Source organism: Chryseobacterium sp. JV558 (assembly GCF_033712365.1).
Lineage (GTDB): Bacteria > Bacteroidota > Bacteroidia > Flavobacteriales > Weeksellaceae > Chryseobacterium.
The window spans coordinates 1028339-1051797 of sequence record NZ_WJHU01000002.1 but is presented as its reverse complement, the minus strand read 5'-3'; the positions used below and the strand labels follow the sequence as shown (position 1 = coordinate 1051797).

The following is a 23459-nucleotide window of genomic DNA, read 5'->3' as shown; positions in this document are numbered from 1 at the left end:
GATGAATCATTATGAGAATTCTTGTCAAGATTTTGAACCTTGATAAGGCTCTCCTTTTACTCCAACGACCATAGAATTTCCTGAATACGCAGGAAGAAGTTGTACATCAGTTCACCTCCATGTCCCAAAGCTCTTACTACAAAACCATTGTCATCCATTGCAGAAACCCCAACTTCCATTTGTTCATGATGCTGCGCGGCTGCTTCAACTATTTCTTCAATCAATCCGTTTTTGTCTACATTTTCTTTCGTACTGTAGAAGATCAGGGTTCCTTGGTGAGTGTACTGTTCCAGGTTTCCGATACTGCTGATCGGGATCATGTCAGGCTGAATGAGAACATTATCTTTCACTACCAGTTTATTGTTGTGGTAGATTTCCATCACATTCTGAAAACGTTTCAGTTTAAAAACTTCTCCATAATGTTTTCTTCCGCAGGTGATGATCTCACTAATGATAATCTGACTGTTGTCCCCGATATGAATATTCGCTTTACTCTTAAAATTGGAATCTTCATGGGGAACTATAGGATGAGGAACGTAAGCAAAAGACGTCTCATCTTCCATAGAAACGTTAAGCTCCTGAAGTGCCTTATCCTTCATGTTGAAAAGCCTCTGATAGGATTGTGACTGCAGCTGAAGGGCAGCCCCTTTTTCAAGGGCAACTTCCAAATGGTAGTGGTCTCCGTCCAGAATTCCCGGAGAGGAGCTCATCACCATCTGATAGAGCTTTTTGTCACTTTTTCGCTGCCCTACAGAAACTACTCTGAAAGGAAGTGAGACATAAAGGTCTTTCACATAGGATTCTCCTCCCTTAAATCCTGCGATAATATTTAAACGACTGTCCATTTATCTTACTAAGTTCGGTTCTTCAACTTCTTCTAAAAGAGCATATTTTTTAATCCAACCTATTACTTTGTCCAATCCTTCATCTGTTTTAAGGTTTGTGAATACGAAAGGATTTCCTTTTCTCATTCTTCTGGCATCATTTTCCATTACTTCAAGGCTGGCACCTACGTAAGGGGCAAGGTCAATTTTATTGATAATCAATAAGTCTGATCTTGTAATACCGGGACCTCCTTTTCTAGGAATTTTTTCTCCTTCTGCTACATCGATGATGAAAATAGTTACGTCTGCAAGGTCCGGGCTGAATGTCGCTGAAAGGTTATCACCTCCACTTTCAATAAGAACCAGTTCGATCTCAGGGAAACGTGCTGCCAATTCATCTACAGCTTCAAGGTTCATACTTGCATCTTCACGGATCGCTGTGTGTGGGCAGCCTCCTGTTTCTACTCCGATAATTCTGTCGTGGGGAAGAAGGCTGTTTTTAGCCATAAACTCAGCATCTTCTTTGGTATAAATATCATTCGTGATTACTCCAAGGTCATATTTCCCGAATAATTTTCTGCTTAAACGTTCCAATAATGCAGTTTTTCCTGAACCTACAGGTCCTGCAACTCCTACTTTTATATATTTTCTGTTTTCCATTTTTTCTAAAATTTTAATTGTTTTTTAGCGCTATAGGCGCTAAGTTTTTTTACCGTGAATATTTTACGATCGCAAAGGCGTTTCACTCAGCAGAGGGCAATTCACCTATTTGCTTTTTCATCTCTTATGACATATAAAGTCTTGAGTATAATCTTTCGTGCTGCATACATCTGATGTCAAAAGCGGTATTACAAAGTCCTACCATATCTCGGTCCAGTTCTATAGTTTCCCAGACTGTTTTTTCCATTACAGAATAAAGCGAAAACAGGATATCCTGGCCGTCCAGCTGCCCAAGAGGAACAAGCTTTACCGCATTGGTAATCATTCCCGCAACTGAGGTATAATAAAATCCTAAAAGAGCTTCGTATAAAGGAATTTTCATCAGGTAAGCATACACTCCAAACACAATACAGTAATGGGAGTTGGCTTCTTTATTCTGCACTGCTTTTTCAAACGCTTCCATAAAAGGGAAATGCTCTCTTCTTTTAAAGATTTTGATTAGCCTGATCCCTAATTTCTGACTGGCCTGTCGGATTTCTTTCGGACATTTTATAGCGTTGCATTCATTATCAAGAAGTAACAATTCCTGCAAATCTCCTTTTTCAGCTGCTTCATAAGCCAGTTTTACAAAAGCCCCATCATTGAATTTAAAGTTGTACTGAAGCATATTCTGTACAAATTCTTTTGCGGTAGCTAAATTATGCACGATCCTTTCCTGCACATAGGTTTCAAGTCCGTTGGAATGGGTATAACCACCGATGGGAAGTGTAGGATCTGCAAGATGAAGCAGTCCTGACAAGAAGTTTATGTTGCTGTTATTCATCTTTCGGGGCGGCCATTTTTAAGATTTTTGTAAAGATTGTTGATCCCAGACTTCCGTGTCCGTGAGGTTCTACGTTAGATTTAAGAAGGTTGAGCAGCTTCACGGATTGTTTCTCCGGTTTGAACCCGCTTGCTTCCAGCCATCTGAACATTGGCATTTCAAAAGGGAGCAATACTTTATCATTCTGAATGAAAAGCGGAATATGTTTGTTTCCGATCTCATAACACACGGTTCCCATCTCCAATAATGATGTGGGTGACATCACGATAGCTTCTGTTTCCAGAACATTTACCGCAATTATTTTTTCTGCATCCTCAAAAAGAATATCTCCTTCACGCAAACGCTGCCCTTCTCTGAGAAATTTGATAGCCACATCAATTCCCTGTCTGGTTTTTTTACGCTGGATTCTTTTGGTAGTTTCAAACCATTCCAGATCAAGATAATCTATGGTTTTCCCTGTAGGATTTTCTGAGAGATTGCCTATGATTTGATTAATTATCATTTTTGGATTTTTTTCTAAAGTCTAAGTTTTTGGAGATTCCTACCCCGAATGTTGAACCACTGATTCCTGCTACATAGTTTTTTGTCCAGCCTTCTTCTTTTGTTTTAGTCTGAAGCATTGAAAGTTCTGCAAATTTGAATTTCAGAGCCCAGCCTCCTCCAAGTAATATCCCAATCAAAGGATAGGCACGAAGACGGAATCCGTTAAAATTCTGCATTGCATCAGCAGCCGTTGACAATTGTTGTCCCCAAACATAATGGGCATCTACCTGACCGATCAATACAAAGTATTTTCCAAGCATCAATGATGGGCTATACCAAATACCAGCCTCGTTTTGTTTATAGACTACATTGTGATCAACTGTATTCTGTGAGTACGCATAATTGACTCCGATAAGATCATTATTATTGATGAAGTATCCCACTCCAAGAGGTGCGCTGGAAACGGTACTGCTGCTAGTGGATGGTGTTGTAATTTTAGAATAGTCTAATGAACCATACACCATAAACTGCCCTTTAGGTCCTTCTTCATCACTTTTAAGCCTGTGTCCGCCCAGAAACTGAGCACTTAAATTCCCCGAAAGCATAGATATTCCGGCTACGGCAAGTGAAACAACTGTTTTATTTAAATATTTCATTTTAAACTTAGTTCTATAATTGTTTTAAAATTCTAAAGACAACTGTGAATAAAGAGAGAATGTTTCTGAAAATGTCATTCTGACGAAGGAAGAATCTCCTTAAATTCCACGAGATTCTTCACTACGTTCGTAGACCTTCAGTCTGTGTTCAGAATGACAACAGCCAAATAATTTTGGTTTCAAATACTCTACTTTAAGTTTATCTTAGAACAAGAAGTACAACTGTGTTAAAGGCAGTTTTTCCGCTGGCTCGCAAGTGATGTATTCACCGTCTACCGTTACTTTATAGTTTTCAGGATTCACTTCAATTAAAGGCGTTTTATCGTTATGAATAAGGTCTTTTTTGGAAATATTTCTGCAGTTTTTTACCGGAAGAATCATTTTCTCCAATTTATAAGAAGCGATAGTTCCGTTGTCGATAGAAACCTGGGAAACGAAGTTGGCGCAAATACCAAACTTGGCTTTTCCGTGAGCGCCGAACATATTTCTGTAAATAATTGGCTGAGGTGTTGGAATAGATGCATTCGGATCTCCCATTTTAGCCGCAATTACAAATCCTCCTTTTACAATCATTTCCGGTTTTACTCCAAATAATGCAGGTTTCCAGATCACTAAATCTGCCAATTTTCCTTCTTCAAGAGATCCTACATATTCTGAAATACCGTGTGCAATTGCCGGATTGATGGTATATTTAGCCACATATCTTTTTGCACGATAGTTGTCGTTTCCACTATCCTGATCTTCAGCTAAATCACCTCTCTGCTCCTTCATTTTGCTTGCCGTCTGCCATGTTCTTGTGATGACTTCTCCCGGTCTTCCCATCGCCTGAGAATCTGAACTCATAATACTGAAAACTCCCATATCATGAAGGATATCTTCTGCCGCAATAGTTTCAGGACGGATACGAGAATCTGCGAACGCCACATCTTCAGGAATATTTTTACTTAAGTGGTGACAAACCATCAGCATATCTAAATGCTCATCGATTGTATTGACCGTGTAAGGACGTGTAGGATTTGTAGAAGCTGGCAATACATTTGGATACATAGCCGCTTTGATGATGTCCGGTGCGTGGCCTCCACCAGCTCCTTCTGTGTGGAAGGTGTGGATTACTCTTCCGTTGATCGCTCTCATTGTATCTTCTAAAAATCCTCCTTCATTCAGAGTATCGGTGTGGATAGCAACCTGAACGTCATATTTATCAGCTACTTTCAATGCTGCATCAATAGTTGCAGGAGTTGCTCCCCAGTCTTCATGGATTTTTACTCCCAAAGCTCCGGCTTCCACCTGTTCTTCAATAGGTTCTTCTGCTGAACAGTTTCCTTTTCCGAAGAAGCCAAGGTTCATAGGGTATTCTTCTGCTGCTTCAAGCATTTTCTGCATGTTGAATTTTCCCGGAGTTACTGTTGTAGCGTTGGTTCCATCGTTTGGACCTGTTCCCCCGCCAATCATAGTAGTAATTCCACTGTATAAAGAGGTTTCGATCTGCTGAGGGCAGATATAGTGGATGTGGGTATCAATCCCTCCGGCTGTTACGATATATCCTTTTCCACCGTGAACTTCAGTTGAAGCCCCAATGATCATATTAGGACTTACCCCATCCATCGTATCAGGATTTCCTGCTTTTCCGATTCCTACGATTTTCCCGTCTTTGATTCCGATATCTCCTTTTACAATTCCCCAGTGGTCAATGATAACTGCTCCTGTGATACAAAGATCGAGAACACCTTCATCTCTTTTAGCGGTAACATTCTGCCCCATCCCGTCACGAACGGTTTTTCCCCCTCCGAAAACGGCTTCGTCTCCGTAATGGGTGAAATCTTTTTCAATTTCAATAATAATTTCAGTGTCTCCCAGTCTGATTTTGTCTCCGGCTGTAGGACCTAATATATTGGCGTACTGTTTTCTGTCTACGTGTAAGCTCATCTTAGTGATTTTTAAAGTTTAACTCTTCAACTTTTGCAAGGCTTGTTTTTTTCTGTTCTTCAGAATCTATCTGTCCGTCCACAAGGTTATTGAAGCCCATTGCTTTTTTGGATCCTCCTATTTCTACGAGTTCCACTTCTTTTTCTTCTCCCGGTTCGAAACGTACTGCAGTACTTGCTACAATATTCAGTCTCTTTCCGAAAGCTTTTTCACGGTCAAAGCTCATGGCTTTATTGACTTCAAAAAAGTGGAAGTGTGAACCTACCTGAATAGGGCGGTCTCCTGTATTTGTTACTTTTATTTTCACAGTTTCTCTGCCTTCATTGCAGATAATTGTGCCTTCTTTTACAAAAATTTCTCCTGGTATCATAATCTGTCGTATTAGCGGATTGGGTTGTGTACGGTTACCAACTTAGTCCCATCTGGGAAAGTGGCTTCAATCTGAACATCATGGATCATTTCTGAAACGCCGGGCATCACATCTTCTTTGGTGAGAAGGTTTGCTCCTTCGTGCATCAGTTCAGCTACTTTTTTTCCATCTCTTGCTCCTTCAAGTAAAAAGTGGCTGATCAGTGCTATTGATTCAGGATAGTTTAATTTAAGGCCTCTTGCCTTTCTTTTTAGAGCGAGTTCGCCTGCCAGAAATAGCATAAGCTTCTCCGTTTCTCTCGGTGTTAAGTGCATAGTATTTTTATTTTAAAATTGGACAAACAATATCCCGTTCACCTCTCTGTAAAGGCAAATAGAAATGTTCAAAAGTGTAAAATGAAAATGATTCTTACGGATCTGTATTGACATGAATACAAACCATGACGGATCATAAAAAATTTTGAAAAGGGATTAGCAGCCCGCAATCTGCAGGCAATGATACAGAATGTATCTTGGTGCTGTAATATAAGTACGGTTTTGAACGGCCGCAACCCGTGTATTGTGAGAATACCCTGCAAAAAAATAGTGTAACCACTGCTGCGCAAGTATTGAGTAATCAAATTTTACTTTCTCCCAGTCATTAGAATCCTGTGCATCCTGCACATCTGAAAAACTATATATTTCAGGCTGGGTCTGCTGGTCAGATTTCTGCTGAAGGAGATGAATTTTTGAAAGAATATCAGAATAGGGTTGAGTTTTCCCTTTCTGTGCAAAAAGACCTGCACACAACGCTGAGAAAAATATCAGAAAAGAGAAAAATATGACTCTTTTTTTCATACCCTGTTAATAATGATGTAAAATTATAACAATCTTAAAACCCCGGCTATCAAAAAAATTATTTAAAATGTTCAAAATCGCAACAAATACAATTTTATATAAATTTAACATTTCAGTATAAATCCCTTATTCATAAGACTTAAGCATTGTGTATGAACTATGACAAATATTTTATTGTCCCAATTCCTATAATTATGATTATCTGCCTCATCTTTTCCTTCTATTTAAAAGATCGAATAAATACATCTCTCATTCTCAATACAACATGTTAAAAAACCTTTATTCATTAACGATTACTTAATAATAAGCTTTATTTCATAAAAACAGACGGTATTTTTTTCTTTCCTTATAATTATCGTAAATTTGTATACACATCTTATTTAATTTAATAAAATAATAAAACGTAATATGTCAAAAGCAATTTCGCAAGTACCATTAGCGGTAAATGAGTCGGTAAATTCTTATGAACCGGGATCTCCAGAAGTTAAGAGCCTTATCGACACTTATAAAAAAATGTGGGCAGAAAAGGTAGAAGTTCCAATGATCATCAACGGAAAGGAAGTGAAAACTGATACAAAAGTACAACTTCAGTCTCCACAGGATCATGCTCATGACTTCGGTTTCTACTACCAAGGTGGTATGCAGCATGTGGATGACGCTATCAACGCGGCATTGGCAGCTAAAAACGATTGGAATGAACTAGGCTGGGAACAGCGTGCAGCAATTTTCTTAAAGGCAGCTGATCTTTTGGCTGGTCCTTACAGAGACGTAATCAATGCTGCTACAATGATCGGACAGTCTAAGAATGTACACCAGGCTGAAATTGATGCAGCTTGTGAGTTCATCGACTTCTTAAGATTCAACGTAGAATTCATGACAGAAATGTATTCGGAACAGCCAGTTTCTGACAACGGAATCTGGAACCGTGTTGAGTACAGACCATTAGAAGGATTCTGTTTTGCAGTGACTCCGTTCAACTTTACAGCAATTTCCGGAAACCTTCCTACTTGTATGGCAATGTTAGGAAACGTAGTGGTTTGGAAGCCGTCTGACAAGCAGGTATATTCTGCAAAAGTAATCATGGATGTATTGATTGAAGCGGGTCTTCCTGCAGGGGTTATCAACATGATCTTTACAGATGGAAAAGAAACGGCTGAAAAAGTATTGGCACACCGTGATTTTGCTGGTCTTCACTTCACAGGGTCTACAAAAGTATTCCAGGGAATGTGGAAAATGATTGGTGACAATATCCATAACTACAGAACTTATCCAAGAATTGTTGGAGAGACAGGTGGTAAAGATTTTGTGATTGCTCACCCATCGGCTAACATAGAAGCTGTAGCTACTGCATTGGTAAGAGGTGCTTTCGAATACCAGGGACAGAAATGTTCTGCTGCTTCAAGAGCTTATGTACCTCAATCTCTTTGGGCTGATGTGAAAAAAGTAATGGAAGCTCAGATGAGCACAATCAAAGTAGGTTCTCCGGAAGATACTTCTAACTTCGTAAACGCAGTAATCGACAAAAATTCTTTCGAGAAGTGTAAAGGATATATCGACAGAGCTAATGCTTCAGGTGAAGCTACTGTAGCAATCGGAGGAAAAGTGGATGATTCTAAAGGATGGTTTGTACACCCAACAGTAATTGAAACTACAAATCCTCAATACGAAAGTATGGTAGAAGAGATTTTCGGCCCAATCTTATCTGTATTTGTTTATGAAGATCAGGACTGGAAAGAGACCCTAAAACTGGTTGATTCTTCTTCTCCTTATTCATTGACAGGTTCTGTATTCTCTCAAGACCGTTACGCAATTGCTGAAGCTTACAAAGCGTTGGAAAATGCATCAGGAAACTTCTATATCAATGACAAACCAACAGGTGCCGTAGTAGGACAACAGCCTTTCGGTGGTGGTAGAGCTTCAGGAACTAATGATAAAGCAGGTTCTAAAATGAATCTTCTAAGATGGACGTCTGTAAGAAGCGTAAAAGAAACTTTCGTTTCTCCAAAAAACTACAAATATCCATACCTAGGATAATGAATAAATAATGAATAATAGGCAATGAGTAATTATTGTCTGTTCTTTAAATACAGCCTCGGAATTTCGGTTTCGGGGCTTTTTTGTGGTGAGAGGCAGGCTTGGGATACGAGTTTTCGGGATGCGAGTTGCGAGAGTTCAAAGTTTAAAGTTACTGGTATCTGGAAATACACTTTTATTCCTCCGATACTCAATACTCAATGTCCTAATACTCTCTAACTCCTAACTCCTCCAACTCCTAATCCCTACAACCTATTACCTATTATCTGCCACCTACCTAACATCTTTTAACAAACTTTACCTATATTTTACGAGTTTCCCTACCCTCTTAGGAATAATTGTTGATTTTTAATACGTATACACCCCAAAATAAGATAGTATGAAAAAGTTATTGCTAACAGCCGTTGGAATAGGAATATTTGCAGTGAGCTGTGGAACCAAAGAATCGACAATGTCATCGAGCAACCGTGATTCAGCAAAAGTAGATAATGCACAAAAAAGTGCATCGCCTACAACCACTGATACCATGACTACAAAAATGACCAATCCTGACAGTATCAAGATTAAAAAGGATTCTGCGGTAATGTCTCCCGTCAAATAGTATTGATATACGTTCAATTTAAAATGGAAAATCTGCAGATGAAAGTTCTGCAGATTTTTTTATTGAATAACCGGAAATGTTGGAATAATAATAATAATAATAATAATAATAATAATAATAATGAAGTTTTGACTTGAAAGGACTGTTATTTTAGGTTTTGGCTAAAGCCAATGGCTATAAGATTTATGGTTAGCTGGGTTAAAACCCAGCCCTATTGAATTTTAATGACAACATCTTTTATCTTTTATCTTTTATCTTTTATCTTTTATACAAAACCCGACAGTACAAAGGTTAAATAAAATCACAAATCCACAGACTTCTGTGGATTTGCACTTAAAAAAACTTGACTGAAAAAAAACCGGGCAATCAACCCCGATTATGAGATATGGTTTATATTCTGAACAGAATATTTCCTTTGAAGATAAAAATGGGAATCGTGGATGTCTCAATAATGAAATATACACTTGTTCTATATATTAATTTTCATGGCTTAGTTTTCAGCTGGGGATGATGATCTTACGATGTATCTTAATTTCAGAAAAAGAGATATTTCTCCAAAAATTGAAAGAGATAAGCTGTAGTATAATGGTGTTCATGTCCCTCGAACTGGCGCAAAGATAGGATAGCAAAGGGTTTCTGTAAAATAATAGGTTGTTCATTTTCGCGAAAATGGCAAGATAGAATTTAAAAACCTATCTCTTTTTAATCATTTTACGGAAAATGAACATTTTTATCCGATTGATTTTCAGCATCAAGATATTTGATATAGGCTGATGGAGAATAGTCTGTGACCGCTTTGAAAACTGCAGCAAATTTACTGTGTGAAGAGAAGCCGCATTCATCAGCAAGAATGCTTATTTTATACTGTCGGTACTTTTCATCGTTGATCAGTTTATCCACGATGTATTTGATTCTTAAACGATTGACATATGATTTAAAGTCAGCACTCTTATGCTGATTGATTACATAAGACAGATATTTTGTATTGGTATTCAATTCACCTGCAAGGAAAGACAGAGACATTCCTTTATTGTTATAGAGATTACCTTTCTCAAAATCTTCAAGGAGTTCAAGCAGCTTTGATTCTGTTTCGGAAGTCATGAGAGAATCATTTCGTCTTCGGTCTGTTTCAGAATCTTTTTCATCAATTTCCTCCACAGATATATTGCAAAACTCAGAATCATCGGATTGTTTTAAAGGATGATTACTTCTGCTGCTGATCATTTTCAACTGAGTTCTTATGATATTTCTGAACTTTGAACGCTGTTTCTTCTGCTTTGTTCTGAAGAAAACAAGTAAACCAATCAACAAAGTAAATAAGACAATAATAGTCGCATTTTTCACCAGATTCATCTGTCCACTCTTTTTACTGGTCTTCCCTTTTGTAATCTCTGCTCCTTTCATTGTGAAGCTTTGATTACGGGCTTCAATGCTGTCATAGGCACGCACATATTTTACAGCATATAAAGAGGCTTTAAAATTATCTCCGGTACCTTCATAATAATCATTTATATTAGAGTATACAGCTTTTTTCAGCTTAAGACTTCGGGAGGTGTCTGCAATTTTTTCAGCTTTTTTAAGATACAGTTCAGCATCTTTCCAGTTTTTCTGCTTCAGACGGATTCCGCCCAGACCATTATAAACCAATCCCAGTGTACAGCTTCCCACTTTGAGCAAACCTTCAGCTTTTCTATAATAATTTTCTGAAACAGGATAGTCATTAAGTTTGAAATAAACATCACCCAATAACTGATAGGAAGCTGCTGCCGTCCTGTTTTCGTTACGACTGTCTATTCTTTCAAAATATTTCAGGGATGATTCTATAAATCGGATCGCATTTGAATAATTACCAAGCTCCATTTCATAGAAAGCCATTTCCTGGTTTAAGAGTCCTGCCGCCTCATTACTTTTTTGGAAATCGGTAATCCTGCCGGAAGCTTCCAGTCCTTTTATAATGTATTTTTTAGACCTTTCGTATAACCCTACCTGTCTATATTGCCTGGCAAGTAATCTGGTAACAACAGCCATCTGTTCCGGGTCATTAATCTGATTGATCACCGAGTGGGCGTTTTCACTATAACAGATTGCTTTTTTAAGTTCACCGGCATGATGATAAAGTTCTGAAGAGAGAATAAGACATTGTATTTTCTCAGAAGGCTTCTGTGCCAGCATATAAAGAGAGTCTGCAGTTTTGATCGCTTTTGGCAAATCCTTATGTGCAGTGACAGAAGAAGTTCTTTCACAGATAAGATCAAAGCTGTTTTTTTTCTGAGCGAATATAGGGACTGCTGTTGTCAGCAAAAACAAAAATTTCAGGAGATTCTTAGACATACAGAAACAAATTATTATTTTTTATTTTATAATAATTCATCATTATTTTCACTGGGTGTCTTTTTGTTTTTTACAAAACTAGTGATATTTTATTTTTTATTAAAACATTATATTGAAATTTAATCATTTAACTCAAAATAATGATTTACATTAATTTTAATAATTAGACCAAAACAATAAATGATTATCCTTCATATGAACCGATGTCTGTTTTAAAACTAAGGTTCCTTTATAATTATTTTCAATATGGACGGCTCATGTGTCATCATATTTATTACATTTGCAGGGAAATAAAAAGTTTTTATGAAAAAAATAGCAGTACTTTCCTCAATATTCATAGGAGTTCTTGCATGGGCACAGGGAATCAAATTTGAAGACAGCAATTTTGCCTCTATCCTTGCCAAAGCAAAAAAAGAAAAAAAACTGGTCTTTATAGACGCCTACGCTTCATGGTGCGGACCTTGTAAACTAATGGTAAAAAATATTTTCCCACTTCAATCTGTGGGTGACTACTATAATTCTCACTTTATCAATGCTAAAATTGATATGGAAAAGGGTGAAGGAATTGAGCTGGCCAAAAAATATAACGTAAAAGCATTCCCTACCTATCTGTTTATTGACGGAAATGGTGAAGCGGTACACAGAACGTTAGGATATGTTGAAGAAAAAGACTTTATCCAGTTTGCCAAAGATGCTGAAGATCCGAACAAAAGACTGACTTCTCTGAAGCAACAGTTTGAGAAAGGAGAAAAAGATCCTGAGTTTTTAAAGAATCTTGCAGGGCTTACGATGTATAATGATGCTGAGTTTGCTGGTAAAGTACTTAACCGTTATTTCCAGCAGAAACCTAATTTAGATCAGGAAGATGTTCAAATGCTTCTTTCAGGGGTTCAAACTACAGATAGTCCGCTGTACAAGATTTTCCAGGATAAAAAAGCAGATATTGTTAAATTCTTCCCGGAAGATAAGTATGAAAAGTTTAACAAAAATATCAAACTGAATACCGTTTCCAAAAAAGCATATAATGCTGAGACCAAAAAATGGGACGATAACTATTTCATGTCTGAAACTCAGAAATTTCTTAGCAAAGAGGAAGCAGACAAGATCTTAAAAAGAATGAAAGCTAACAGAGCTTTGAAGAATAAAGATATTCCTGAGTATGAAAAACTTATTCTTGACCTTTACAAAGACTATTCTGCAGCAGGTTCTGAAGAGTTGAATTCTCTTGCATGGAACTTCTTTGAAAATGTAAGCAACAAGACTTCTCTGGAAAAAGCAATTGGCTGGGCACAGGAATCTGTAAAGAAAGACCAGAATTTTGCAAACACTGATACTTTAGCTAATCTTTACAATAAGATTGGTGATAAGAAAAATGCAAAAACCTGGGCTGAAAAGTCTATTGAACTGGCAAAAAGTACAGGACAGGATTCTACTGACACCGAAAAATTATTGAAAAGCCTTTAATTAGGTATACATAAAATAAAAACCGCTGAACTGAAGTTCAGCGGTTTTTTTTATGTTGTTTGGTGAGTGGGTCTTGCAAACCACCCGTCAAAAATTCTTTGAATTTTCACCACCCCTCCGAAAGAGGGGAATTTTCACGTCTTCAGTTGTGATATAAGTGAAAATAATGCTTCCCTTCTGTTTTAATAAGATGCAATAAGCAATTATTGTCTTCTCTTAGTATTCAAACAAAACGCTTCCCCAAGTAAATCCGCTTCCAAAAGCCGAAAGAAGTATCAGATCTCCTCTTTTGATTTTCCCTTGTTCAATTGCTTCACTTAAAGCAATAGGAATAGAAGCTGCGGTTGTATTTCCGTATTTCTGAATATTATTGAAGACTTTTTCGTTCGGCAATCCGAATTTCCCCTGTACAAACTGAGCAATTCTAAGGTTTGCCTGGTGCGGAATGAACATATCAAGATCTTCAACTGTTTTTCCTGCTTTATTCAATGCTTCCATCATCGTTTCAGGAAATCTTGTTACTGCATGTTTGAACACGAAGTTACCGTTCATGATAGGATATACTTCTTTGTTGGTTACATTTTCAGGCTCTTTTCTCATTCTGTCACTCCATCCGAATTTTGAACCCGGAAACTGAGTACAAAGTTCGTCTGCATATTTCCCTTCAGAGTGCATATTTACTGCTAAAATATCTCCTGAATTTTCATCTTCCGAAGCTGAAAGTACAACTGCCCCTGCTCCATCTCCAAAAATAACAGAAACCCCTCTTCCCTCATCAGAAAAATCTAATCCGAAAGAATGAACTTCTGCTCCTACAACAAGAATATTTTTATAAGTACCAGATTTGATAAATGCATTTGCAACACTCATAGAATATACAAATCCCGAACACTGATTTCTTACGTCCAATGCTCCAATAGTATCGCATCCCAGCATATCCTGAAGCAATACCCCGCTTCCAGGAAAATAGTAATCCGGTGAAAGGGTGGCAAAAACAATAAAATCAATATCTTTTGAGGTAAGACCTGCATTTTGAATGGCTTTTTCTGAGGCTTTAAACCCTAAATAAGCTGTAGTTTCCTGAGCATCATTCCTGTTTTTTCTATGTCTTCGTTCCTTGATACCCGTTCTTTCCGTAATCCATTCATCATTGGTAGTCATTAGTTTGGCTAAATCATCATTTGTAACAACGTTATCTGGAACATAAAATCCCACACCTTTTATTGTACTTTTAATCATATAGTTTTTTAATTTTGGCAAAGATAAAACTTATTTAACACATAGTTTTTCAAAATATTAGTATTTTTACTTTATGCCAATTGATACGATATACAGAACCTCCCAGTGCGAATGGGTAGACGTAGAGGCTCCTACTGCAGAAGACCTGAAATTCCTTCATGAAAGATATGAAATCAACAATCTGCTACTGGAAGATACCATGGATGCCAATCACCTTCCCAAATATGAAGAAGATGGAAATGTAAAATTCTTTCTCCTTCGTGAAAGTACAGAACTGGAAAGGAAAAATCTGAATACCATCAGTGATATCAGTACAAAGATCGGGATTTTCCTGGTAGAGAATACCATTATCACTATCCACAGGATGAAAACCAGAAGTATCACTGAAACTAAGAAGAAAGTTTCCCTGATTCAGGAAGACCTCAATCCTCAGCAGATAACACTGATGATTGCTATATTGATCATGAAAAGTTTTGATGATGAATCTTTAAGTCTGTTCGAGACTATGGACAATATAGAGAATGAGATTTTCCTTAAAAACACCAATCATACAAGCCAGATCCGCCGTCTTTATAAATTGAAACGAAAATCAGGACTAAATTCACGGGTATTGGTAATTTCTACGGATGCTATTAATAAATTTAAATTATTGAATTTACAGGACTCCGAAATTGTCGATTTGAAGGATAAACATACAGATGTAGTGGCGGATTTTGATCATTTGAATATTCAGATTACCAACCTTATTTCTATGTTCCTGGCACTTTCGGATCAAAAGGCCAACCAGGTGATGAAAGTTTTGGCGATCTATTCTATTTACTTCTTACCCATCACCTTTATTGCAGGGGTTTATGGGATGAATTTCGATAACATGCCTGAACTTCATCATAAATATGGATATTTTATAACGCTGGGAGTCATGGCTACCATTATGATCAGCACTTTTATTTATGTGAGAAGAAAACAGTGGTAATTAATTTTTATATCAACGCAAAGACGCAAAGAATATGCAATAGTATAATATTTTAAGGCGCAAAGATTTTATCTTCGATAAAATATAAATTGGTTGATTACTTTTTGTCTTTAACCAAAACACCACCAAAACAGAATATCATGACCGCTGAAAACCTCAACAAAATTCTGGAAGATTCTTCTCTTTCGCAGGCCTCCAAAGAAAAACTGGCTGCCCTGCATGAGACTCTATCTGCCAAAGAATTCTCTGATCTTATGGATTCATCTGGAAATCAGTATATAGAGTTTGTACAGGAAGGTGGTGGTGTCTGGGGGAGTGCATTGGTTGGTTATCTTTACGGCCTGGAAATCTTCGGAATCCGTTTTCTGAAAGTGGCCGGAACGAGTGCCGGAGCCATTAATACCATGCTTATTGCGGCCTGTAAAACCAAAGAAGAACCCAAAAGTGAGCTTATCAAAGATATCCTTTTCAGCTGGGATTTTTCTGATTTTATGGATGGAAAAACCTATGTGAAAACAACGCTCCATGCGATGCTTAACAATAAGGATTTTTTTAAGATCAATGCCATTATTGCTGCGATCCTTTTCATAATCCTGATCAGTATTCCTTTTTTGGCTTCTTCAACCACAATACTGAATGCCAAACTGATGTTTTTGATTCCTCTGATTCCGGCTGTCATCCTTTTTTTCTGCATTCAAAAGCTGTACAATAATTTCAGAAAGGAAAACAGTGGTCTCAATCCCGGAAATGTTTTTCAGAATACCATGCAAAATGCCCTGGATCAATTTGGAATAAAAACAGTGACCCATCTCAACGAAAAATTTATTCAGAAAGAACAGGATCTAAATCTCAACTACCGATATGGAAACGGCCAGGAGTATTATACAATGACTCTTCAAAGTATCGAAAAGATTAAAATAAAAAATAAGGAACATATTGATCAGACCCGATATAGAATTTTCTATGAAAGTGCCCTCAATAATGATTATTATAAGAATAACCCGTTTTACCTTCTCAAATCTGAATATGTTGTCATTACCACCGACATCAATGCAAAAATTAAGGTGGAACTTCCTACGATGGCCAATCTTTACTGGTCCGAAGAGGAACTGAAACATGTTAGCCCGGCTGAGTTTGTAAGAGCATCTATGGCTGTTCCTTTTTTCTTTGAACCTTTTCAGAAACAAATCAATAAGAACGACAGTTCCGTAAAGTATGCCTGGAGATATTGGATGAATACCCAACCTGAAGATATCAACCCAGCCGGAGTTTTCATTGATGGAGGCAGTATTTCCAACTTCCCAATCGATCTGTTTCATGCTGATGAAGTTTTTTATCCGAGAATGCCCCTTTTCGGAGTTCAGCTGACGAGTGATTCTGCTATTCTTTCGGAAAGAGGAAAAACCAGTGCAGAAATACTTAAAACACCTTTCAGCTATGCCGGAAATATCATCAGTACATTAAAAGGTTTTAATGACAAAACCTTCCTTACCAAACATACTTTTTACCGTTTATACAGCATACAGAGTGTCAACTGCGGTACCAGCAGCTGGCTGAATTTCTTTATGAAAAGAGACGAAAAGGAAGAGCTTTTCAACAGAGGTTTCCAGGCTGCCCTTGATTTCCTTAATGGATTCGACTGGGAAAAGTACAAATATGAAAGAATGATGCTCACCATGAAAGAGAAGAAAATACTGAAAGAAGAGGATACGCCTACGGTGGGATAAGGATTTTTAAGTATTTTAGCTTTTTAAATTTCCATGAAAAAGATACATTTTTTTATACTTGGGATCGCCATGATTCTCATTTTCCTTTCTATTCCGGTTATTCATGTTCTTAAAACAAAATGGAACGAATCTGATGTTAAAAATGAAATCCCCACAGGATATACCAATGATGCCAGCCAGTTGAATTTAACAAAGATTGATACGCTGATCAAAGTCCCAACGTCTAAAAATAAAATTGAAAACCAGCTTCGTCAGATCCTGAAATATGCTAAAGAAAAACAGTTAAAAATCTCTATTGCTGGAGCTCAGCACAGTATGGGCGGACATACCATCTACCCTGACGGCATCCTGCTGAATATGCTCCCTTATAAACATATGGAACTGGATGAAAAAACCAACATTCTTACCATCGGTTCCGGTGCTCTTTGGGAAGACGCTATCAAATACCTGGACAAACATGGGAAGTCTATCGCCGTAATGCAGGCTTTTAGTTCTTTTTCAGTAGGTGGATCTATGAGTGTAAACGGTCACGGATGGCAGAAAAACCTTCCCCCTATTTCTTCCAGTGTTGTTTCCTTCACATTGATGGATCAAAGTGGTAAAATTCTTAATTGCAGCAGGGAAGAAAACCCGGAGCTTTTCAAGCTGGTAATCGGGGGTTATGGACTTTTCGGGATTATTCTTGATGTGAAATTAAAAGTGGTTGATAATCTTGCTCTTCAGTATCAATATGTACGCTTAAGTTCTGATCATTATACCGATTATTACAAAAAATTTATTTCTGAAAATCCGAATGTTAATCTTGTTTTCGGAAGACTGAGAATTTCTGATAAACATTTCCTTGAGGAAGCTACCATCAATTATTTTGAAAAGGCAGATGAAAAGCCTTTACCACTCCCCCTTCAAAATGCTAAAAATGCTGAGACAAAGCGTCTTGTTTTCCGTAGTACCGTAAACAGTGAGTACGGAAAAAGGCTGCGATGGGATCTGGAAACGGGAATGAATAAAATGACTAAAGATGCTGTTTATTCCAGAAATGAACTCCTCAACGATCATGTTTCACTCATTGAAAATAAAGACCCTAATTCTACAGATTTACTGCAGGAGTATTTTATTCCGGATAGAAATTTTAATCAGTTTATTAAAGATATAAAACCTGTTTTGAGAAATTCTGGGTTGGATCTCCTGAATATCACCATCCGCGCAGTGAATGAGGATGAAGACAGCTATATGAATTACGCCAGAGAACATGTGTTCGGATTTGTATTACTTTTTAACCAGAAGAAAACAGATAAACAGGAAGATGCCATGAAAGTTCTCACCAACAAACTGGTAGATATTACCCTGAAAAACGAGGGTACTTTTTACCTTCCTTACCGTCTTCATATTGACAGAGAGAAAATGAGAAAGATATATCCGCAGGCAGAATCTTTTTTTGAGCTGAAAAGAAAATATGATCCTTCTGAGATCTTTGATAATAAATTTTACCAACATTACAAATAAAACACCCGTATGAAATACATCTGCCAATGCTGTGGGGAAGAAAAGGAAGACTGGCCTGCACTCGCCTACAACGAACCCTATTTCTATTCGTGTTTATCCGAAGAAGAATTAAAAAATGCTGAACTCAGTTCAGATTTATGTGTCGTGGAAGCTTCTGATTATACTCACAGATTTATCCGTACTGTTCTTATTCAAGAAGTCACAGATGATTGCAGAGATCTGGATTATGGAATCTGGGTTTCATTGAGTGAAAAAAGCTTTAATGAGTATGTTGAAAATTACGACAATAAAGAATTTGAAGCTGAATATTTCGGATGGCTTTCTACGTATCTTCCAGATTATGAGTTTGAGGAAAGCGTTCCTACAACTGTGGTGGTAAATAATTCTATCGGCCGACCGTTTGTTTTTCCTCATGAAAGCTATGATCATCCGTTTGTAGATGATTTTTATAATGGAATTACAAAAGAAGAAGCAGAGAATAGAATCAACAGGGTCTTAAATGGAGAATAGATGAAATCAGTTTATAAATACATCATTTTCTCTGGATTATCAATGGTTGTCCTATCCATTATAATGTTTTTTACATCTGTTGGATTATTTACAGCAAGAGGAGATTATCCTGAAATCATTATCAAACTAAGTGTGATTTCTTTTGTCCTATGGCTTCCTTTTTTAATCATGGGAATATTTTTAACCATAGTAGGAATAGTTGGTAGATTGAAAAAAAATCAATAAAAATATATACACTGAATATGAAAAAATTTGTGTCAGAAAAATTTCATATTATTCTTTTGGTACTCACTTTAGGATTTATTATATTCTGGTTAATTAGTGCTAATTTGGGAATTAATGACCTGCTCAAAAGCCCAAAATACACCATTGGAGAAGCTATATCAGACTGGCATCACAAAAATAATAATGGCGTAGGAATAGATTACAAATATGATGTTAATGGTATTACCTATTCTAAAACAGCTAATGTCTCTTATCAGAAAGGAGATAAATTCCTGATTATTTTTGATTCTATAAAGCCTGATAATTCAGCCATACTTGACATCTACTCTATTGAGAACTACCTTATAGATTTAAAAGTTCCTTCAAAAGGCTGGAAATATCAGGATGTTCCCTTTAATATTGATAGTAATACTATAAAGAAATATGTGCAGGACTGGAATCCAGAGCCCTTCGAATATATTCAGAAATAAAGTTGAACTCATGTAATTCAAGAGTCCAACTTTACTTTTTACTCTATTATAAATTATCAAGAAACTCCAGATACATGGGAACACTTCTGTTGATCCATTCATCGGAAGAATCTCTTTCAATTCCGTAATAAACGAAAGGTTCTTTATAGTCTGCTTTTATATAATCAAAGGTCAGTTCATAAGGTCTGAAAAGTTCCTTCATGGTGTATTTATATTCTCCGGATGTGCTGTACCCTTCTTCATCAATTCCTGCCGTAACAGCCAATGACATTTTCTTTCCAGCCAGTTTGAAACCGCTATTGCTTCCATATGCCCAGCCATACAAAACAACCTCATCCAGCCATTGTTTCAAAAGCGGCGGACTGCTGAACCAATAAAAAGGAAACTGAAATACGATCTTGTCGTAAGATTCCATCAATTTTTGCTCCTGGGTAGCATTAATTTTTCCATCGGGATAAGCTTCGTACAATTGATGAACTGTATATTTTTCAGGATATTTTTTCAATTCGTCAATCCATTTTTTATTAATGACTGATTTTTCAATATCCGGGTGTGTTACAATTACTAAGGTCTTCATTATGTTTAAATTTCTGTTACAAAATTACAATACGTAACTTACATTTCGTACATTAGCTACCTATTGTATGGTACTATAAAAAATGTAAGTAATGACTAAAATAAAGGAAACTTCAACGAATTTTGCCAATAAGAAAGCACTTGCAGATGAATGTCCGGAAATCTATGCTTCCAACATTATCGGAGGACAATGGGCACTGGCTATCTGCTGTTATCTGGTCAACGGAAAAATGAGGTTTGGGGAATTAAGAAAACGTCTTCAGAATATTACTGAAAGAATGCTTACACTTCAACTTCGCAGACTGGAAGAGGACAAGATCATCACCCGAACAGTATTTGCCGAAGTTCCTCCACGGGTAGAATATGAACTTACGGAAATCGGGTATAAACTGAAACCCATTATCCTGGAGTTTGAAAAATGGGGAAATGAGCATAAAGAATTGATGGAAAAAGAATAGAAGCGCATTTTTGATTAAAAATTTTTCGAAGTATTATTTTTTACGTAAATTTATTTCATACCAAATCTTTAAATAATACCTATGAAAAGTCTTATTTGTTTACTCTCTCTTACAGCATTCACTTTTTTAGGAAATCTCCTGAGTGCACAGAAAATTTCTGACGGACAGACCATCGATATTAATGGTATGGCTGTTACTTTTAATATACTCAATAAAGAAAGCGTAGAATCTGGCGGAAAATCCTACGACCGTTATAAAGTTTCTGCCTCAATAAAGAATACCTCAGACAAAACCTACAATATCAGATTATCTGCTTTTCCTCAAATTGTAAGCAATATTGGCCTTGTAGAATTAGACTGCATCAATGCAACAGGAGCCAGACTGACCTCTAAAAAAATAGAGTTAAAAATGAAGGCTCAAATGATCAATGTTACTTATTCTGCCTATGATAAATCCGGAAAATTTGTTAGCAGTACAATCCCTGTAACCGGCAGCTATTACTTTGATCCGGGAGATACCATCAGCGATAATGCTATTTTCATTGTTCCGCAGGGTGAAAAACCGGATGTTTCCGTGAGAAGCTTGAAGTAATAATACGGTTTATCAGCATCAGGAAATGATGAGAAAAGCTTCAAAAAAACTAAAGAATTAAGATTCCTACGGAATGACAGAGTGTGTAAATAATGTCAAACACTTCTATTTATCATTCCGTAGGAATCTCAGTTTGTTATTTATTCAAATTTTCTTTCCATAAAGGCTTTTGAGCCAATACTTTTGAGTGAATCGGGCAGGTTTCATGATGCGCTCCTTTCAGATATCCGGTACTCATGAGAAATTCGTTCACAATTTCTCCGCCTGTGAATTTAAATGTTTTTTTGAATAACTTCATCCATTCTTGTAATGTTTTAGGATGATGATGTTCCAGCCACTTTTCAAATGAGCCAAATTCCTTCTGCAGCTCAATGATGGTTTTAGCATTTTCTATCGCAGCATTCACTTTGAGTTTATTCCTGATAATTCCAGGGTCACCAAGTAATCTTTCACGGTCTTCTTCTGTATAAACCGCTATTTTTTGGATATCAAAATGATCATAAGCTTTTCTGAAGCTGTCTTCCTTTTTCAGAACGGTTTCCCAGCTTAATCCTGCCTGGTTGATCTCCAGAATCAATCTTCCAAACAGCTCATTATCATCATGAATAGGAAACCCATAATAGTTGTCATGGTAATTTTTGTGCAGTTCTTTTCTGCTTTCGGGCTGCATGCCTTCTATTGCTAAACAATAACTCATTTACTATATTTTATATTTTTTGTAAAACATTCTGGAATGTAAAGATAAATCAGGATTGTGACAACTGTCCGTCAGCAGTGATTTTAATTTTTAAATTTAATCATAATTCCATTCGTTTTATCTTCTGCTCAGAGAATATTCAGTAGTTTAGAGGGCTCAAAACAACCGTCATGAAATCACTGTTTTTTATTATTTTCATCATATGTTCAATGTTTTTTAAATCACAGAATTTATATTCTAAAGCCTATGGAAATCCGAAAAATTCTCCTGTAATTTTCATTCATGGTGGTCCAAGCGGAAATTCAACTTTATTTGAAGGAACTACAGCTCAAAAACTGGCTGATAAAGGATTTTATGTAATTGTTTACGACAGACGCGGTGAAGGGCGTTCAAAAGATAAAAATGCCAGTATGACTTTTAAAGAAAGCTTTGAGGATTTAAAAGGAATTTACACCACTTATCATATCAAAAAAGCAAATATTATTGCCCATAGTTTTGGTGGAATCATTGGAACTTTATTCACTTCCCAGTTTCCTGAGAAAGTAAATACTCTTACTCTTGCCGGAGCTTTATTTACCCAGCAGGAAACCTATAATCATATTTTACAACAGGCAAAAGAACATTTTAAAACCGATCCTGCCCAACTCAAAGAGATTTCAGAAATAGAAAATCTTGATAAAAATTCTGCAGCCTATAGAAAAAGATGTTATGAAATGGCCAGTAAACTAAGCTTCTTCGATATGCCCAATCCTACTCCCGAAAGTGAAATGCTGAGAAACGAATACAAAGCGGGTGAATTTTATAAAAACAATATAAGAAATCCTGATTCACCTCTTAAATTCTATAAAAATGAACCGCTGAACAATCTGGATACTACTTCTGCTTTAAAAGACATCAGAAAAAAAGGAATTCCCATTTTTGCCGTGTATGGTAAGAACGACGGAATATTTTCAGAAAAGCAGCTGAATAATCTTAAAAATATCGTCGGAAAGAAAAATTTCAAACTTATTGACAACTGTTCTCATTACTTATTTGTAGACCAGCAGGACGATTTTCTACAATTTAGTAAGCTTACATTGAAATAAAGTGTAGTTTTGTAACCATGCCTCATTCAGGACTCCATATGAAAACCTATAAAGCTGTCATTACGATGCTTGTATTGGTGTTTTCATTATCGCCGTGTTCTGTAAAAAGAAATGTTCTTGATATTTTTGACATTCAGTACATCAGCGGGCTGAATAAGGTAAAGATCACTTCTTCTTTTTCTTCCAGCTGTGAAACGGCATCGGCTTCTACAGGAGTTTCGGTATCAAAAGCTAAAATTCAAGGGCAATACAAAGATTCTTTTTCCAGCTTTTATTCCACTGCAGGAAACACTGCTGAAAAGAAGATTTTTTTCAATAAATACTCAGGGCATTCTACAGGAAACAGCCCACCGAAATATATTCTATTTAAAAGACTGAAGCTTAATCTTGTTTAAAA

At 36.7% G+C, this 23459-nt stretch carries 26 protein-coding genes; 13 read left to right on the top strand and 13 right to left on the bottom strand.

The annotated features are described in order from the left end of the window. Positions 1-56 precede the first annotated feature (56 nt). From GFU89_RS10595 to GFU89_RS10555, 9 genes are all read right to left on the bottom strand, one after another. Positions 57-845 (bottom strand): urease accessory protein UreD, encoded by a 789-nt coding sequence (locus tag GFU89_RS10595; RefSeq protein WP_318847097.1) that lies wholly within the window; start codon positions 843-845, stop codon positions 57-59. Further along, positions 846-1484 (bottom strand): urease accessory protein UreG, encoded by a 639-nt coding sequence (gene ureG, locus GFU89_RS10590; protein ID WP_105680942.1) that lies wholly within the window; start codon positions 1482-1484, stop codon positions 846-848. Positions 1485-1608: 124 nt separating this feature from the next. Continuing rightward, entirely contained in the window at positions 1609-2307 is a 699-nt protein-coding gene (locus tag GFU89_RS10585; RefSeq protein WP_318847096.1) for an urease accessory protein UreF, read from the bottom strand. Further along, positions 2300-2809, bottom strand: a complete 510-nt coding sequence (ureE, locus tag GFU89_RS10580; RefSeq protein WP_309433771.1) for an urease accessory protein UreE — start codon at positions 2807-2809, stop codon at positions 2300-2302. The genes GFU89_RS10585 and ureE overlap by 8 nt, the downstream gene beginning before the upstream one ends. After that, entirely contained in the window at positions 2799-3446 is a 648-nt protein-coding gene (locus GFU89_RS10575; protein WP_318847095.1) for a hypothetical protein, read from the bottom strand. Before GFU89_RS10575 ends, ureE begins: the two co-directional genes overlap by 11 nt. Before the next feature lie 204 nt (positions 3447-3650). Then, entirely contained in the window at positions 3651-5372 is a 1722-nt protein-coding gene (ureC, locus tag GFU89_RS10570; protein ID WP_318847094.1) for an urease subunit alpha, read from the bottom strand. Position 5373: 1 nt separating this feature from the next. Next, positions 5374-5742 (bottom strand): urease subunit beta, encoded by a 369-nt coding sequence (ureB, locus tag GFU89_RS10565; protein WP_318847093.1) that lies wholly within the window; start codon positions 5740-5742, stop codon positions 5374-5376. An 11-nt stretch (positions 5743-5753) separates the two neighbouring features. Then, on the bottom strand, positions 5754-6056 hold the full coding sequence (gene ureA, locus GFU89_RS10560) for an urease subunit gamma (RefSeq protein ID WP_318847092.1): 303 nt from the start codon (positions 6054-6056) through the stop codon (positions 5754-5756). A gap of 156 nt (positions 6057-6212) precedes the next feature. Beyond that, positions 6213-6578, bottom strand: a complete 366-nt coding sequence (locus GFU89_RS10555) for a hypothetical protein (protein ID WP_318847091.1) — start codon at positions 6576-6578, stop codon at positions 6213-6215. Between the two features lie 408 nt (positions 6579-6986). Here GFU89_RS10555 and pruA point away from each other — a divergent pair, with 408 nt between their 5' ends. Next, positions 6987-8612 carry an L-glutamate gamma-semialdehyde dehydrogenase gene (gene pruA, locus GFU89_RS10550; RefSeq protein ID WP_318847090.1) on the top strand — a complete coding sequence of 542 codons (1626 nt, stop codon included), beginning with the start codon at positions 6987-6989 and terminating at the stop codon, positions 8610-8612. 379 nt (positions 8613-8991) lie between these two features. Then, positions 8992-9213, top strand: a complete 222-nt coding sequence (locus tag GFU89_RS10545) for a cytochrome C551 (RefSeq protein ID WP_318847089.1) — start codon at positions 8992-8994, stop codon at positions 9211-9213. A 711-nt stretch (positions 9214-9924) separates the two neighbouring features. Here GFU89_RS10545 and GFU89_RS10540 read toward each other — a convergent pair. Further along, a complete protein-coding gene (locus tag GFU89_RS10540; protein WP_318847088.1) occupies positions 9925-11544 on the bottom strand; it encodes a tetratricopeptide repeat protein in 1620 nt (539 codons plus the stop codon). Positions 11545-11847: 303 nt separating this feature from the next. Between GFU89_RS10540 and GFU89_RS10535 the strand changes: the two genes are divergently transcribed. Beyond that, on the top strand, positions 11848-13008 hold the full coding sequence (locus tag GFU89_RS10535; protein WP_318847087.1) for a thioredoxin family protein: 1161 nt from the start codon (positions 11848-11850) through the stop codon (positions 13006-13008). A gap of 216 nt (positions 13009-13224) precedes the next feature. Here GFU89_RS10535 and GFU89_RS10530 read toward each other — a convergent pair whose 3' ends face one another. After that, entirely contained in the window at positions 13225-14247 is a 1023-nt protein-coding gene (locus GFU89_RS10530; protein WP_318847086.1) for a beta-ketoacyl-ACP synthase III, read from the bottom strand. A 73-nt stretch (positions 14248-14320) separates the two neighbouring features. On the opposite strand from GFU89_RS10530, the gene GFU89_RS10525 reads away from it, so the two are divergent. The 6 genes from GFU89_RS10525 to GFU89_RS10500 all read left to right on the top strand — a co-directional run bounded on the left by GFU89_RS10525 (position 14321) and on the right by GFU89_RS10500 (position 19655). Further along, positions 14321-15220, top strand: a complete 900-nt coding sequence (locus GFU89_RS10525) for a CorA family divalent cation transporter (RefSeq protein ID WP_318847085.1) — start codon at positions 14321-14323, stop codon at positions 15218-15220. Between the two features lie 140 nt (positions 15221-15360). After that, the gene (locus GFU89_RS10520; protein ID WP_318847084.1) at positions 15361-16947 is read left to right on the top strand and encodes a patatin-like phospholipase family protein; all 1587 of its coding nucleotides are present in this window, start codon (positions 15361-15363) and stop codon (positions 16945-16947) included. A gap of 33 nt (positions 16948-16980) precedes the next feature. After that, positions 16981-18450 carry an FAD-binding oxidoreductase gene (locus tag GFU89_RS10515; RefSeq protein ID WP_318847083.1) on the top strand — a complete coding sequence of 490 codons (1470 nt, stop codon included), beginning with the start codon at positions 16981-16983 and terminating at the stop codon, positions 18448-18450. A 9-nt stretch (positions 18451-18459) separates the two neighbouring features. Next, positions 18460-18960 carry a DUF2199 domain-containing protein gene (locus GFU89_RS10510; protein WP_318847082.1) on the top strand — a complete coding sequence of 167 codons (501 nt, stop codon included), beginning with the start codon at positions 18460-18462 and terminating at the stop codon, positions 18958-18960. Then, on the top strand, positions 18961-19185 hold the full coding sequence (locus GFU89_RS10505; protein WP_318847081.1) for a hypothetical protein: 225 nt from the start codon (positions 18961-18963) through the stop codon (positions 19183-19185). 17 nt (positions 19186-19202) lie between these two features. After that, entirely contained in the window at positions 19203-19655 is a 453-nt protein-coding gene (locus GFU89_RS10500; RefSeq protein WP_318847080.1) for a hypothetical protein, read from the top strand. Between the two features lie 46 nt (positions 19656-19701). Here GFU89_RS10500 and GFU89_RS10495 read toward each other — a convergent pair whose 3' ends face one another. After that, positions 19702-20232, bottom strand: coding sequence for an NAD(P)H-dependent oxidoreductase (locus GFU89_RS10495; RefSeq protein WP_318847079.1), 531 nt, complete (start codon positions 20230-20232; stop codon positions 19702-19704). A gap of 91 nt (positions 20233-20323) precedes the next feature. Here GFU89_RS10495 and GFU89_RS10490 point away from each other — a divergent pair, with 91 nt between their 5' ends. Continuing rightward, positions 20324-20689, top strand: a complete 366-nt coding sequence (locus GFU89_RS10490; RefSeq protein WP_318847078.1) for a helix-turn-helix domain-containing protein — start codon at positions 20324-20326, stop codon at positions 20687-20689. Positions 20690-20770: 81 nt separating this feature from the next. Beyond that, the gene (locus GFU89_RS10485) at positions 20771-21280 is read left to right on the top strand and encodes a hypothetical protein (RefSeq protein WP_318847077.1); all 510 of its coding nucleotides are present in this window, start codon (positions 20771-20773) and stop codon (positions 21278-21280) included. Positions 21281-21416: 136 nt separating this feature from the next. Here the strand turns inward: GFU89_RS10485 and GFU89_RS10480 are convergent, their stop codons facing one another. Beyond that, a complete protein-coding gene (locus GFU89_RS10480; RefSeq protein WP_318847076.1) occupies positions 21417-21977 on the bottom strand; it encodes a DNA-3-methyladenine glycosylase I in 561 nt (186 codons plus the stop codon). Between the two features lie 170 nt (positions 21978-22147). On the opposite strand from GFU89_RS10480, the gene GFU89_RS10475 reads away from it, so the two are divergent. After that, positions 22148-23062, top strand: coding sequence for an alpha/beta hydrolase (locus GFU89_RS10475; RefSeq protein WP_318847075.1), 915 nt, complete (start codon positions 22148-22150; stop codon positions 23060-23062). Between the two features lie 17 nt (positions 23063-23079). Beyond that, positions 23080-23457, top strand: coding sequence for a hypothetical protein (locus GFU89_RS10470; protein ID WP_318847074.1), 378 nt, complete (start codon positions 23080-23082; stop codon positions 23455-23457). The last annotated feature ends 2 nt before the right edge of the window (positions 23458-23459 follow it).